Annotated in this window: 14 protein-coding genes; 5 read left to right on the forward strand and 9 right to left on the reverse strand. The window is 69.8% G+C overall.

Annotated features, from left to right (window positions below):
• The coding region (locus tag VED21_RS23160) for a di-heme-cytochrome C peroxidase (RefSeq protein WP_324886485.1) at nt 1-921 on the forward strand (921 nt) is incomplete at its 5' end.
• A gap of 59 nt (nt 922-980) precedes the next feature.
• Here VED21_RS23160 and VED21_RS23165 read toward each other — a convergent pair.
• Nucleotides 981-1,301, reverse strand: coding sequence for a heavy metal-binding domain-containing protein (locus tag VED21_RS23165; RefSeq protein ID WP_324886486.1), 321 nt, complete (start codon nt 1,299-1,301; stop codon nt 981-983).
• Between the two features lie 167 nt (nt 1,302-1,468).
• Here VED21_RS23165 and VED21_RS23170 point away from each other — a divergent pair, with 167 nt between their 5' ends.
• The 4 genes from VED21_RS23170 to VED21_RS23185 all read left to right on the forward strand — a co-directional run bounded on the left by VED21_RS23170 (nt 1,469) and on the right by VED21_RS23185 (nt 4,870).
• Entirely contained in the window at nt 1,469-1,909 is a 441-nt protein-coding gene (locus VED21_RS23170) for a MarR family transcriptional regulator (RefSeq protein ID WP_324886487.1), read from the forward strand.
• 101 nt (nt 1,910-2,010) lie between these two features.
• Nucleotides 2,011-2,646 (forward strand): helix-turn-helix transcriptional regulator, encoded by a 636-nt coding sequence (locus VED21_RS23175; protein WP_324886489.1) that lies wholly within the window; start codon nt 2,011-2,013, stop codon nt 2,644-2,646.
• A gap of 69 nt (nt 2,647-2,715) precedes the next feature.
• The gene (locus tag VED21_RS23180; protein WP_324886490.1) at nt 2,716-3,543 is read left to right on the forward strand and encodes a hypothetical protein; all 828 of its coding nucleotides are present in this window, start codon (nt 2,716-2,718) and stop codon (nt 3,541-3,543) included.
• Between the two features lie 115 nt (nt 3,544-3,658).
• Nucleotides 3,659-4,870 (forward strand): E22 family MetX-like putative esterase, encoded by a 1,212-nt coding sequence (locus VED21_RS23185; protein WP_324886491.1) that lies wholly within the window; start codon nt 3,659-3,661, stop codon nt 4,868-4,870.
• Between the two features lie 39 nt (nt 4,871-4,909).
• Here VED21_RS23185 and VED21_RS23190 read toward each other — a convergent pair whose 3' ends face one another.
• The 8 genes from VED21_RS23190 to VED21_RS23225 all read right to left on the reverse strand — a co-directional run bounded on the left by VED21_RS23190 (nt 4,910) and on the right by VED21_RS23225 (nt 13,124).
• Nucleotides 4,910-5,314: a type II toxin-antitoxin system VapC family toxin gene (locus tag VED21_RS23190; RefSeq protein ID WP_324886492.1), complete on the reverse strand. Its 405-nt coding sequence runs from the start codon at nt 5,312-5,314 to the stop codon at nt 4,910-4,912.
• Nucleotides 5,307-5,549, reverse strand: a complete 243-nt coding sequence (locus VED21_RS23195; protein WP_324886493.1) for an AbrB/MazE/SpoVT family DNA-binding domain-containing protein — start codon at nt 5,547-5,549, stop codon at nt 5,307-5,309. The genes VED21_RS23190 and VED21_RS23195 overlap by 8 nt, the downstream gene beginning before the upstream one ends.
• A gap of 65 nt (nt 5,550-5,614) precedes the next feature.
• Nucleotides 5,615-6,085, reverse strand: coding sequence for a hypothetical protein (locus tag VED21_RS23200; RefSeq protein ID WP_324886494.1), 471 nt, complete (start codon nt 6,083-6,085; stop codon nt 5,615-5,617).
• Between the two features lie 41 nt (nt 6,086-6,126).
• Nucleotides 6,127-7,506, reverse strand: a complete 1,380-nt coding sequence (gene pelG / locus VED21_RS23205) for an exopolysaccharide Pel transporter PelG (protein WP_324886495.1) — start codon at nt 7,504-7,506, stop codon at nt 6,127-6,129.
• Between the two features lies 1 nt (nt 7,507).
• Nucleotides 7,508-9,019, reverse strand: a complete 1,512-nt coding sequence (gene pelF, locus VED21_RS23210) for a GT4 family glycosyltransferase PelF (protein ID WP_324886496.1) — start codon at nt 9,017-9,019, stop codon at nt 7,508-7,510.
• Nucleotides 9,016-10,128, reverse strand: coding sequence for a tetratricopeptide repeat protein (locus VED21_RS23215; RefSeq protein WP_324886497.1), 1,113 nt, complete (start codon nt 10,126-10,128; stop codon nt 9,016-9,018). Before VED21_RS23215 ends, pelF begins: the two co-directional genes overlap by 4 nt.
• A complete protein-coding gene (locus tag VED21_RS23220) occupies nt 10,125-11,534 on the reverse strand; it encodes a GAF domain-containing protein (protein WP_324886498.1) in 1,410 nt (469 codons plus the stop codon). The genes VED21_RS23215 and VED21_RS23220 overlap by 4 nt, the downstream gene beginning before the upstream one ends.
• Before the next feature lie 57 nt (nt 11,535-11,591).
• Nucleotides 11,592-13,124, reverse strand: a complete 1,533-nt coding sequence (locus VED21_RS23225; RefSeq protein WP_324886499.1) for a tetratricopeptide repeat protein — start codon at nt 13,122-13,124, stop codon at nt 11,592-11,594.
• Between the last annotated feature and the right edge of the window lie 20 nt (nt 13,125-13,144).

Consider the following 13,144-nt stretch of genomic DNA (forward strand, 5'->3'; position numbering starts at 1 on the left):
CAGCCGATGGTGCGCAACGTGGGCGAGGCGCTGGGCGTGCACGCGCTGACCAACTTCGTCAACCCGTTCGGCCAGCCCAACCCGCCGAACCTGCGCTGGCAGTCGTCGGTGCGGGTGCAGGACATCCACGCCATCGAGAAGCAGCTGGAGAAGCTCCGCCCGCCGGTGTGGCCGGAGGCGGTGCTGGGCACCATCGACCGCGCCAAGGCGGCGCAGGGCCGCGCGCTGTTCGGCGAGCTGTGCGCCAGCTGCCACGAGGTGAAGCCGATCGCCGACACCACGCCGCAGGAGTGGCACACCCCGGTCATCCCGCTGCCCACCATCGGCACCGATCCGACCGAGGTGAACAACTTTAACACGGCGAAGCTGGACGGCACCAAGCTGGGCGTGACCGGCCCGGTGACGCCGGCCGCCGGCCTGAAGCTGGTGACCGAGAAGATCAAGGACCAGCAGTACGACAATCTCAAGCTCACCAAGGCGCAGCGCGCGGAGATGGACGGCTGGGGCCGGGCGAACGAGGTGCGCGAGACCTGCGGCTACAAGGCGCGCCCGCTGCACGGCGTGTGGGCGACGGGGCCGTTCCTGCACAACGGCTCGGTACCCAACCTGTACGAGCTGCTGGGGCCGGGCGAGGCGCGCTCCAGGACGTTCGCGCTGGGCACGCTGGAGTTCGACCCGGTCAGGGTCGGCTACCGGACGGAGCCGTTCGAGAACGCCTTCATCTTCGACACCACGCTCACCGGCAACTCCAACCGCGGGCACGAGTTCTCGAACACGCCGGGCACCGGCGTGATCGGCCGGGCCTTGAGCGAGGACGAGCGCTGGGCGCTGATCGAGTATCTGAAGGCCGTTCCCGGCGAGCCGTATCCGGTCGCCGCCCCGGTCAAGGGGCCGGTCGGGGTCTGCGGCAACGGTGCGTGAGCACCGGGATCGTTCGACGGACGAACGGGGGGCTCCGGCCCCCCGTTCTGCGTTCGGGATCAGCCCAGGCGGACGGCGGTGCCGTTGATCGACACCATGAGCATGCCGTTCTCCTTGCCCAGCACCTCGTAATCGATGTCGACGCCGACGATGGCGTTGGCGCCCACGGCGCGCGCGGCTTCCGCCAGATCGGCGAAGGCGGCTTCCCGTGCCTCGCGCAGCGCGTTCTGGTAGCCGCCGGCGCGGCCGCCGACGATGTCGCGGATGCCGGAGAACAGGTCGCGGAAGATGTTGACGCCGACGATCGCCTCGCCGGCGACGACGCCCAGGTGTTCGACGACGCGGCGGCCTTCGACGGTGTCGGTGGTGGTGATCAGCATGCTCGGACTCCGCGGTTGTGGGTTCCTCACCAGATGGCGTAGCCCAGGTCGCGCTGCAAGACCGCCGCGATCCGCACGAAACGCGCGCCGGCATGGCGAAGGGCATCGCCAAACGCGCGGAACGGCGCTATCGTAGCGAGGCAAAACCGCTTCACGGCCCCGCGACCATGTCCCTGCGCCGCACCGAGTCCTTCGGCTATGTGATCAACTACCTGGGGCGGCTGTTCGCCCGGGCGCTGGAGCGGCGCATCCAGCGCTATGGCCTGCACCCCGGCCAGTTCCCGGCCCTGCTTGCGCTGTGGGAGCGCGAGGGCATCAGCCAGGCCGAGCTGTGCCGGCTGGTGCAGGTGGAGCAGCCGACCATGGCCAACACGCTCAACCGCATGGAGCGCGACAGCCTCATCCGCCGCGAGCCGGACCCGCAGGACCGGCGCCGCGCCCTGGTCTTCCTGACCGAACGCGCCCGCGCGCTGGAGGTGGAGGTGACGGCGGAGGCGCGCGGCGTCAACGCCGTCGCCATCGGCAGCCTGACCCCGGAGGAGCGGGCGGAACTGTTGCGCCTGCTCAACAAGATGACGGGCAACCTCGAACGGGAAATGGGCCTCTGAATCGGAGTACCCGTGCGGTTTCGCAGCCCCGGACGCCGTGTTCGCGCGTTGTTCCCCCAGCTTCGCTTGCGAGGACGCACGTTACTGGGGTTGGCCGGGGTATGGACGACACGCGACGCGCGCTGATGCGCTGGATGACGGGCGTTATGGAGGCGCGCGGCTGGAGCCCCGGGACCTGGGCCCGCGCCGCCGGGGTGACGCCCACGAACCTGACGCGGTTCCTGCGCGATCCGGCGCGGGGAAGCATGCCGGGGGCGGACACGCTGGGCCGGCTGGCCCGCGCCGCAGGATCGGAGCCGCGCTTCCTCGACGACGGGACCTGCCCGCCGGTCAGCCGCGTGCCGGTGCTGACGCTGGACCAGGTGGAGGTGCTGCGCGACCTGGGCCGGCGGGCCGCCGAATCGTTCCTCGCCACCGTGCTGCGCCAGGGCGGCGACAGCGTGCCGGTGGACCGGCCGGCCTCGCGCCGGGCCTTCGCGCTGCGCATCGGCTCGCGCAGCCTGAACGCCGCCGGCGTGCTGCCGGACGACCGGGTGGTGCTGGAACCGCTGGACGTGCTGCCGCCGAAGCCGGGCGACATGGTGGTGACGGTGCACGACGACAGCGTGTGCGGCTACCGCTTCTTTCCGCCGCACCTGCTGCCGGTCTCCACCGATCCCGATTGCGGGCCGACGCCGATCACCGACGCCAGCGTGGCCGGCGTGGCGGTGCACATCGTCCGGCCGCTGCAGCGCTGACGCGGGCATTTACCTAAGGTTTACGAAACGGCGGCACGCTGGTGCGAAGACAACCGGCGAGCGCAGGCCATGGATGTGAAAGCCGCCGGCGGCACGGCCGCCATCACCCTCCCATCGATTCCCGTCCGCACGGCGGCCTCCGGCACCGCGGCGGAGGCCGGTGCGCCGGCCGGCGATCAGGTGACCCTGTCCGCCGCGGCCCGGCAGCTGGTGGCGGGCGGCACGCCGCCGGACCTGTCGCGGGCCATACTCCCGGCACTGGACATCGACGCGCTCCGGATCTCGGCGGAAGAGGCGACGCGCGCCGAGAAGGCGAAGTACAACGAGCGCTTCATGAGCTTCGTCCGCGATACGCTGGGCGTGGACAAGGACGTCGGCATCAGCCTCAGCGGCAAGGTCATCGACGTCCTGAAAAAGATGGCCGCGAAGCTGGGCATCGAGGAGCCGGGCGCGTTCGGAAAGGGCACCGCCAAGCAGGACGACGAGGACCTGGACCCGGTGCACGCGGACAGCTCCGTCATCACGCTGACCTTTCCGAAGGGCAAGGGCGGCGGGTCGGTGTCGATGTTCATCGACAACGACGCCTTCGCCATGCTGGGCGACGTGGCGCCCGGCGACCTGGAGAAGGGGCTGGTCAACATGATGGACCGCGGCGGCAGCGGCGACCTGATGCGCAAGGCCATGGAGTCCGGCCTGTTCGGCGAGCGCATGCTGAAGGACGTGGTCGAGCATCCGGAATGGCGTCAGGCGAAGGCGCGCTACGGCTTCTCGATGCTGGGCACGGATTCGCCGCCGGCCTTCATGATCCAGTCCCATGACAAGCCGGAATACGTGGAGACGAACGTCAAGGACCTCTCCCGCCGCCTGCTGCGCATCGCCAAGGCGGCGGGCGCATAAGGCGGGTTCCACGGGGCGCCGCCGTCCCCCGCCGTTCGCACGGCTGGACAAGGCCGATTGCTCCCGTACACTCCCAGGCAAAACAACCAATGCCTTCGGGCAGGGAGGAGTGTGCATGCGGAAACTTGGATTGCGCTTCGGCGGCCTCGCGCTGGCGGCGGGCGTGGCGCTGGCGGCGCCGGCCTTCGCCCCGGCCGCCTTCGCGTATGACGGCATCGTCGAGAAGAAGACCTTCGAGATGCCCAGCTACACCACCACCGGCGGCGAGACCATCAAGCAGGTCCGCGTCGGCTGGGAGGCCTACGGCAAGCTGAACGAGGCCAAGGACAACGTCATCCTTGTCACGCACTTCTTCTCCGGCACCTCGCACGCCGCCGGCAAGTACAAGGCGGAGGACAAGGCGCCGGGCTACTGGGACTCGATCATCGGCCCCGGCAAGCCGCTGGACACCGACAAGTACTACGTCATCAGCTCCGACACGCTGGTGAACCTGGGCGCCAAGGACCCCAACGTGGTCACCACCGGCCCCGCCAGCATCAACCCCGACACCGGCAAGCCCTACGGCATGAGCTTCCCGGTCGTCACCATCCGCGACTTCGTCAACGTGCAGAAGGCGCTGCTGGACAGCCTGGGCGTCACGTCGCTGCACGCGGTGATCGGCGCCTCCATGGGCTCGCTCCAGGCGCTGGAGTGGGGCATCGCCTACCCCGACATGGTGAAGCGCGTCGCGGCCGCCATCGGCGGCGGCGAGGCCAACGCCTTCCTCATCGGCTGGCTCAACGTCTGGGCGGCACCCATCAAGCTCGACCCCAACTGGAACAACGGCGACTACTACGGCAAGGCCGAACCGGTGAAGGGTCTGGCCGAGGCGCTGAAGGTCGTCACGCTGCACGCCAACTCCTGGAAGTTCTACGACGCGCAGTTCGGCCGCAAGCTCGCCGAGGAGGGCAAGGACCCGCGCGCCGCCATGGCCAACCAGTACGCGGTGGAGGCCTTCCTGGACAAGGCCGCCACCGGCCGCGCCGCCACCAGCGACGCCAACCACTTCCTCTACCTCGTGAAGGCCAACCAGGCCTTCGTCGCCGGCCACGGCGCCTCGCTGGACGAGGGGATCGCGAAGATCAAGGCGCCGGTCCTGCTGATCCCGTCGGCCGACGACATGGTTTTCCCGCCGGAGGAGGCCATGCGCGCCCTGAAGGACAAGCTGGCCAAGGCCGGCAAGGACGTGACCTACACCGAGGCGATCACCACCAACATGGGCCACCTCGACGGCGTGGTGCACATCGCCAAGGCCGGCGAGGAGATCGGCAAGTTCATGGCGAAGTGAACGGGCGGAGCCCCCTCACCTCGGGTGAGGGGGCTTCCCTTACGCGCTCTGTGGACGGATGTTCCGCACCGAGACGCCAATGACACTGGCCACGTCCTGCCACACACGCTCCGTGGTCAACGCCGTTCCGTTGCGTTGCTTGGCGAGTGCGAGACAACAGCGGTCGCCAAGGGACAATCCCTTCGACCGCGTCAACGGACGCAAGGCCCCCGCGATCTCCGCAAGGGTGGTATCGAACTCCACGATTCGGGGCCCAAGTGCGAGGGCTACGGCCTGCGCGCGGTCGGCCGGCATGCCGCGTTCGGCCAGTTTGCTGACCACCTCGGCCAGATTGACCGCGCAGAGCAATGCGCCCGGCATGACTGCCTCGACCGCCTCGTGGCCGGGCTCCTCGTCGATGAGCGCCAGCATGGCGGACGCGTCCAGAACGGCCGGGCTATTCACGCTCGGCTTCCGCCCGGCGGTCCCGGCTCAAATCCTCTGCCAGATCGGTGCCCGCCGGGATATAGCGGCGCACCTCGGCGCGAACCCGCTCCAGGACATCCCGGTAAGGCTCCAGAACGACCTTTCCATCCTGGACCGACACGACAAAAGTCCCGCCTTCGGCCATCCCAACCTCGGCCCGGACGGGTGCGGGAATGACCAAGCGCCCGTTCGGCGCCATCGAAACATGCGGCATGGCACGACCCTCAATATGGCGTGCTGGTGAATATGACATTTCCATCACCCTGCCACAAGCGCCGCTCAATCCCCCGGCAGCGGCCCCACGTAGTTCTTCATCAGCTTCGCCTGATCGCCGATGTAGACGGAACAGCGGCTGTCCTGGTCGTCGAAGAAATAGACCTTGCCGGCTTGGCGCTTCTTCTGCGGATCGTCCAGGTTGGCGCCGCCGGAGAACGCCACGCCGTACGTGCGCTGCGGCGTGCGCGCCCAGTAGAAGCCCGGCGTCTCCTGCGTGAAGGCCCCCAGCCGGCAGAGGTGGGAGAGCGCCGGGTCCAGCGTCGCCACCTCCCGCAGGTCGGTGGGCAGGCGGTAGACCACCTGGCTGCGGATGATGCGCGTGCGCGGCACCACCCGCTCCGGCTGGATCAGCGGCCGGTTGAAACCGCGCAGATGGTCCGGCCGCGTCTGCTCCAGCCGCAGCATCTCGGCCACCGCCGGGCTTGCCGCCAGCACCACCAGGACACCCATCAGCGCCAGAATCCGGATCGCCATGCCATCCTCCCGCGAGACGGCATGTTACCACGTTGTAACGCTCAGTGCACCGAGGGGTTGTTGGCGACGAAGGCGATGTAGGGCAGCCGCTTCAGCGCGTCGGCCACCATCAGGTAGGCGATGACGAAGGCCACCAGCGACGCCAGGAAGTAGCCGTAGCCGTACCACGCGAAGCCCATCTCGCTGAACACCAGCGTGCAGACGACGTTGATCGCCAGATACAGCGCCTGCGCCATCAGGTTGCGCCGCCGCAGGTCGAAGTACGACAGGATGATCGTGCAGAACAGGAACATCACCTGGAAGAACGCCCCCAGCGAGCCGAAGCGGAAGATGCCGATCTGCGTGTAGGTCAGCCCCAGCCAGCCCACCAGGCTGGGCGCCAGGAAGATCGTCACCGCGCACACGGCACCCTGCAGGATGATCAGGTTGCGCGCGCTTTCCAGCAGCGCCTGGATGATGGACGTGTGGTTGCGGGCGATCTGCGCGTAGGTCGCGTGCGCCTGGATGTCGCGGTAGAAGGCCTGATAGCGCTCGAAGAAGCGCGTCTCGATGTTCACCGTGAAGATGGTCAGCGCCGGCACGATGGTCAGGTACGCCACGAACATGGCGCTGTCGTAGGCCGAATAGATCACCATGGCGCCGGACACCGTCTCGCGCTCCGGCACGAACCACATGATCCACTTGTCGGCCCACACCGCGAGGTTGCCGACCAGCCCGATCAGGGCGAGGTCCCAGTACTTGCGGAAATACTCCAGGAAGGCGAAGACGCGGGCGACGCGGTACGGGTATTCCGCGAACACCCGCGCGATCAGCCCGAACTGGATGGTGGCGAGGCCGACGCTGAACCCCCACACCATGCCGGCCGGCCCGCCCAGCGCGCCGAACCCGATGGCGGCCAGAAGCGCCACCAGCATGCCCACCCCGAACGCCGTGGTGACCGCCACATAGTCCTTCAGCGCCGACAGGAAGATCGACACCACCCAGATGCCGCACACCAGGAAGAAGTTCACCAATGCGGCCAGCATCACCGCCACCGGCAGCGCGCTCAGCAGCACGTAGAACGGCCCCGCCGTCACCGCCGCCAGCCCATAGGCGATGGCCAGCGTCGCCAGCAGCATCCCCGGCGCGGTGTCCACCTGCTTCAGGTAGATGGCGTCGGCCAGATACCGCGTGGCGACCAGCACCAGCGGCCCGGTCAGCACCACCGAAAAGCAGAAGTTGTAGATGATGACGACGCGGAAGAGGTTCAGCTCCTCGTTCGAGGCGAGGTCCTTGCCCACCAGATTGATCCCGGCCAGCGCCAGGATGGTGAACATCCACGGCCCCGACGAGATGAAGGCCGAATGCGCGTAGCCCTGCAGCACGCCCAGCAGGTCGTCCCGGCGCGCCAGCCGGCGCAGGGCAAAACCGATGCCCGCCATATCAGGCCGCCTTCCCGAACAGGGCCGGCCGGTCCGGCATGGTGCGGTAGGTCTCGTAGACGCCGCGGTAGATGCGGTCGATCTCCTTCTTGTCGTAATAGCGCCGCACGCGTTCCTTGATGGCCGCCGCGCAGCGGTCCCGCCACACGGGGTCGAGCAGCAGTTCGCGCAGCTCGCGCGCGGTGTCCAAGGGCGAGGCCAGCGGCGTGATGGCGCCGCCGGGGCCGATGGCCGGCTCCTCGTCGCCGCGCCCCAGGATCAGCTCGGCGCAGGAGCCCACGTCGGTCGCCACTGTCGGCACGCCCGCCGCCCCCGCCTCCAGGATCACCAGCGGCTGCGCCTCCGACACCGAGGTCAGGGCGATGGCGTCCACCTTGCCCAGCCAGTCGGTCAGCTTGACGCGGCCGGCGAAGATGACGGTGTCCTCCAGGTCCAGGTGGCGGACGATGGTGCGGCACTCCTCCACGTACTGCGGATCCTCCTCCAGGGGGCCGAGGATCATCGCCTTCAGGTCCGGGATGTCCTCGCGCAGGATGCCGGCGGCGCGGATGTAGGTCTTCACGTCCTTGATCGGCACCACGCGCCCGATCAGCGCGATGGTCGGCGGCCGGTCGGAGGTGTCGCGCACCACCTTGGAATAGCCGGCGTAGTCAATGCCGTTGGGGATGATCTTCAGCTTTTCCGGGTCCGCCCCCTGGCGCCGCTGGAACTCCTGGTTGCCGCCGTACAGCGTGAAGATCTGGTCGCAGGCGTCGTAGCACGCCTTGGAATAGCTGGCGAAGGTGTCCAGCCACAGGTCGCGCAGGTCGCGCTTCTTCTTCTCCACGGCAAGGCTCATGTCGGAGCCCTCGAACAGCCACTCCGCCATCAGGATCTCGATGCGGCGTTCGTTGGTGTAGATGCCGTGCTCGGTCAGGATGGCCGGCCGCCCCGTCTCCAGCCGCGCCCGCGCCGCGAACAGCCCGGCGTAGCCCGTGGAGATGGCATGATAGACCTTGGCCGCCGGCATCGGCGCCAGCATGACCGAGAACATGCCGCCCATCAGCGCCCGCAGGCCCCAGAAGTACTCCAGGAACGAGGCGTCCGGCAGCGTCTGCTCATAGAGCCGCACGACCATCCGGAACGCGTCCTCGGAGTTCAGCAGCACCCGCCGCCCGATGCGCGGCCGTCGGGGGGCCAGCAGCCGCACCACCTCCTCCACCTCGGCCAGCCCGCCGCCCTGCTGGAGCTGGAGCAGCGGCGCCTCGATCCGCCGGAACAGCTCCGCCGCCTTGCGCGTCCACGGCCAGCCGGGGTCGGGCTCCTGCAGATAGACGTGGGTCAGCCCTTTCACGTTCGGCGGCAGTTCGTAGGCCAGCTTGCGCTGGCTGCGGTCGGCCACCAGCGCCACCACGTGGAACGTCAGCTCCGGATAGGCGCGGATCACGTCGTGCGTCCAGCTCGACACGCCGCCCAGCACGTAGGGGTAGGAGCCTTCCATCAGAAGGCAGACGTCGACCGGTTCGCCGTTCACGCCGCTTCCTCCAGCGCCGGCCGGTCATCGGCGTTCCACAGGTCCAGCACGTCGCGCAACGCGTCCGGCAGGTCGGCGCCGGGACCCAGATGGTCGGCGCGCAGGCGGCAGAGATCGCGCAGGTCGTCGAAACGATGCAGGCGGAACAGGCTCTCGGCGTACCAGAACAGGATGCGCCGGTCGGCCGTGCGCCCGGCCAGCGGCGCCAGCGTCTCGGCGGCTTCCGCGACCATCCCCAGGCGCAGCAGCAGCCGCCCCAGGTCGTGCCGGATGTCGTCGTCCTCGGGCGCCAAGTCCAGGCAGCCGCGGTATCCCTCCAGCGCCCGCTCGCGCACCTCCTGCTCGCGGTTGGTGTCGAGCAGGCCGCAGAAGGCGTAGTCGTCCAGATGCCGGGCCAGGGCGTAGCGGGTCGCCGCGTCGGCCGGGTTGGACTGCACGGCGCGGTCCAGCTGCTGCCAGCGCTCGTTGAACTCGTGCTCCACGCGCGCCGTGGCGGTCGCCGCCTGCACGCGCACGGACGGGTCGGCGTCGGCCAGCCCCAGCTTCAGCGCCGGCGTGAAGGCCGGCCGGAAGTGGCGCGCCACCAGCGCGATCACCGCCTGCTTCTGCGGCGGCGAGCCGACGGTCATCACGTCGGTGAAGCTCTCCCCCGCCGCCACGCTCGCCTGCTCGCGCCCCGACACGATCAGCTCGTACAGCTCCTGCGCCGGCTCAACCTGGCTTTCCGGGAACAGCGACAGGTACCATTCCTGGAAGCCCATGGCGTAGCGGCTGAAGATCGCGTGCATCACGGCGGTGGCCAGCGTGCAGGCCGGCCCCAGCGGCCCCAGGAACGGTGTCGTCACCGCCAGCAGCCCGGCCAGCCGCGCGTCGCGGTCGCGCTTCACGCGCCACCACACCCAACCCCACAGCAGCACGGCCAGCGCGAAATGCCCCACCGCCGCCATCAGCGCGCCGCCGGGCACCGGCAGCACGTCCAGCAGTGCGGCCGTGACGACGCCCTCCACCGTCAGCGCGGCCAGCCCGACCAGCGCGAACTCCGCCGTCCCCGGCCGGGGCGCGTCGGCCGGCACGGCGCCGTCCATGCGGTCGTCGGGCAACCGGCTCACTTCTCACCCCCGCCGACACTCTCGGCGACGAAGCTGATGGTGATGGTCGACAGCCGCGCCGGCAGCGCCTTGCGCACGGCCGTCTCCAGCTTGGCCGCCACGATGCGCGCCTGCTCCACGCCGGTGGCCGGCAGGACGACGCCGTAGACGAGGCCGTTGTGCCCGATGTCGCAGGCCAGATCCGTGTCGCGCAGCGACGCCCGCACCGCCTTGCCGATGGACGCCGCCACCTCGCTGCGCTGCGCCACGGTCAGGCGCGCGAGGCCGTGCGGCTTGATGGTGATCATGCTGGTCTCGAAGCCCAGGCGCTTGCCCAGGTGCGCCAGGAATTCCGCCTGCCGGCCGATGAAGCTGGAGGTGTAGAGCGAGCCGTCCTCGGTGAACACGCGCTGCTCGTTCGCCTCGCGGTACTGCTTGGCCTTGCCCAGCGCGGTGCCGATCCATTCGCACAGGATGCGGAAGTTCTCCACGCTGTTGACGCTGAGGTCCATGAAGCCGAGGCTTTCGATCTTCACCATGCCGAAGACCTCGCCGGTGTCCGGACTGACCAGCGGCCCGGCCATCAGCCCCTCGCCGCGCAGGGTGCGTTCCTCCTCCACCCGCGCCACGGACAGGAAACGCTGGCGCCCCACCACCGTCTCGAAGATGGCCGAGGAGTTGTCGAACCAGCGCGCGTAGTTGTCGTCGTCGTCCCACCCCTCGTTGGTCACCGATTCCAGCACGTCGTTGTTCAGCAGGAACAGCGAGAACTTCTCCGGCTTCATGACCGTGCGGATCAGGTCGGCCACGCCCAGCATGATCTCGCCCTCGTCCAGCTTGTCGATGGCGCGGGCGGCTTGGTAGAGCGTGAAGACGGTGCGCAGCTGGCCGGCGACGCGCGTCTCCAGGCTTTCCTTCACCGATTTCAGCTGCCGGTAGGAGCGCGCGATGGCGTCCGATTCCTTGCGCGCGGTGTCCAGGCTGGCGCGCAACTCCTCCCGCTCGCGCAGCTGGCGCATGCGCAGCTCGCCCACCAGCACGGCGGTGACCAGCCACAGGATCGGCTCCCGGCTGACGGCGTAGAGGTACTGGTACAGGTCCTGGCTGATCAGCTGTTCGGGCATGTTGCCCAGGCGCAGCGCCACGGTGGCCGCGATGGCGGCCAGCACGCCCTCGCCCGTGCCGTACTGCACGGTGATCAGCAGGACGGGGATCCAGAACGGGTGCGGCTGCACGCCCTCGAAGCGCATGCCGCCGGTGCTCAGCCAGTCGATCCCCAGCGCCGCGGCGAAGAACAGCGCCAGCTCCAGCAGCGCCACGCGCCGGAATCCCAGCAGGCGCGCGGGACCGTCCAGCCCCTTGGCCGACGTCTTGTCGGCCGGCGGCGGCTTCGTCTGCGTGCCCGGATCGAGGGCGGATGCGCTCATCGCGTGTGTGTCCGTGCTGCCCGGCGTCTTGATAGCGTGGTCATGGATACCGAGGGGTTAATAGCGCCACAGCAGGTAGCCGCCGGCCGCCCGCACCGTGTTGCCGGTGCCGCGCGCCGTGCTGATGGTGTGGCTGGCGCGCAGGCCGAATTCCAGTTCCGGCAGCGGCGCGAAGGCGACCTGTGCGGCGGCGAACGGCCCCCCTTCGTTGCGCCGGTCGTGCGACCAGCCGGCCTGCAGGTTGTAGCGGAACCAGTCGGTCACCGGATGGTCCACGGCCAGCTGCAGCGAGTGCACCTCGCGCGACACCAGCGGCAGCGGCGCCTGCACGTTGCCGCGCGGGTCGATGCGCTCCGTCTTGTCGGCCACGTACTCGGCGTCCAGGACGTAGGCGACGCTGGCGATCGGCCCCTCGTCGTTGAAGGTGTAGCGCACCCACCCCTCCACCGAGGCCGAGCGCGCGAGGTTCGGGTCGCCCGCCAACCCATACCGGTTGACCGCCCCGCCCAGCGACGCGGCAAGGCCCTGCCACAGCCGCTCGTCATGCGCCACCATCACGCGGTCGCGCCGGCCGGCGCCGACGATGCCCTCGATGAAGGTGTAGGTCGGCTCCTGCACATGCAGCGCCGCGCGCGTCTCGCCGCTGCCGTGCGTCACGCTGTGGCCGACGCCCAGGCCCACGGTGCGCTCCGCCAGGAACAGGCTGGCGCGGGTCTGCTGCGGCTCGTCCCAGTCGTGCACGACGCTGAGTTCGGCGCGGGAGCGCCGGCCGTGGAACGCCTGCGGCGGCCCGTCGCGGCGCGGCACCTGGTCGACGTCGACGATGCGGTTCTCCAGCGCGAAGCGGAACGCCGTGTCCGCCCCCAACTCCTTGACGCCGGTCAGGCGGGTGACGCGCTGCACGTCGGCGTTCTTCACGCGGAACAGGTCGAAGTCCAGGCGCACCTGCTCCCCATACTCGCGCAGCAGCCGCGCCTTGGCCTCCGCCGCCTCCACCCGGTCCGGGCTGAGGACCAGCGCCCGGTCGTACAGCCGCACCGCCTCGCGCCAGCGCCCCAGCCGCTCCTCGGCCTGGGCCAGCAGCTCGACCATCTCGCGGTCGCGCGGGTTGGCCGCGACGAGGCCGCGCAGCCGCTCGCGCGCCGCGCGCACCTCCCCCTCCTCCAGCGTGGCGAGCGCCCGGTAGTAGTCGAGCCGCCGTTCGGCGTTGACCTCCGCCTCGGCCCGCTCCCGCGTGACCGGGGCGGCGCGGGTGAAGTCCAGCCGCACGCCGGTGCGCTGCGCCTCGGCGTTCACCGCCACGTCGGGGGCCAGCACCAGCAGCAGGCTGTCGTAGCCGTACTGCGTGTTCTCCACCCAGCCCGACAGCCGGTCGGGAATGCCCTCGATGCCCTTGGCGTCGCCGATCGGCCGGCTGAAGCGCAGCGTCAGCTCCCGCCCCTGCTGCTGGCGCTCCACCGTCACCGCCTGCGCCCACGACAGCGTCAGCCGCGCCGCCACGTCCTCGCGCACGGCGTCCACCGCCATGGCCGGCGGCGCCTTCTGGGCATGGGCCGGCTGCGCCGCCATCAGCAACGCCGCCAGCAGCAAAATACCCCCTCCCCTGCCCC

The sequence above is a fragment of the Azospirillum sp. genome, assembly GCF_035627195.1.
Taxonomy (GTDB): domain Bacteria; phylum Pseudomonadota; class Alphaproteobacteria; order Azospirillales; family Azospirillaceae; genus Azospirillum.

Coding starts and splice junctions, on each gene's coding strand:
- VED21_RS23165 (WP_324886486.1), bottom strand. CDS start 1,301: ATGCTGATCACCACCACCGACACCGTCGAAGGCCGCCGCGTCGTCGAA.
- VED21_RS23170 (WP_324886487.1), top strand. CDS start 1,469: ATGTCCCTGCGCCGCACCGAGTCCTTCGGCTATGTGATCAACTACCTG.
- VED21_RS23175 (WP_324886489.1), top strand. CDS start 2,011: ATGGACGACACGCGACGCGCGCTGATGCGCTGGATGACGGGCGTTATG.
- VED21_RS23180 (WP_324886490.1), top strand. CDS start 2,716: ATGGATGTGAAAGCCGCCGGCGGCACGGCCGCCATCACCCTCCCATCG.
- VED21_RS23185 (WP_324886491.1), top strand. CDS start 3,659: ATGCGGAAACTTGGATTGCGCTTCGGCGGCCTCGCGCTGGCGGCGGGC.
- VED21_RS23195 (WP_324886493.1), bottom strand. CDS start 5,549: ATGCCGCATGTTTCGATGGCGCCGAACGGGCGCTTGGTCATTCCCGCA.
- VED21_RS23200 (WP_324886494.1), bottom strand. CDS start 6,085: ATGGCGATCCGGATTCTGGCGCTGATGGGTGTCCTGGTGGTGCTGGCG.
- pelG (WP_324886495.1), bottom strand. CDS start 7,506: ATGGCGGGCATCGGTTTTGCCCTGCGCCGGCTGGCGCGCCGGGACGAC.
- VED21_RS23220 (WP_324886498.1), bottom strand. CDS start 11,534: ATGAGCGCATCCGCCCTCGATCCGGGCACGCAGACGAAGCCGCCGCCG.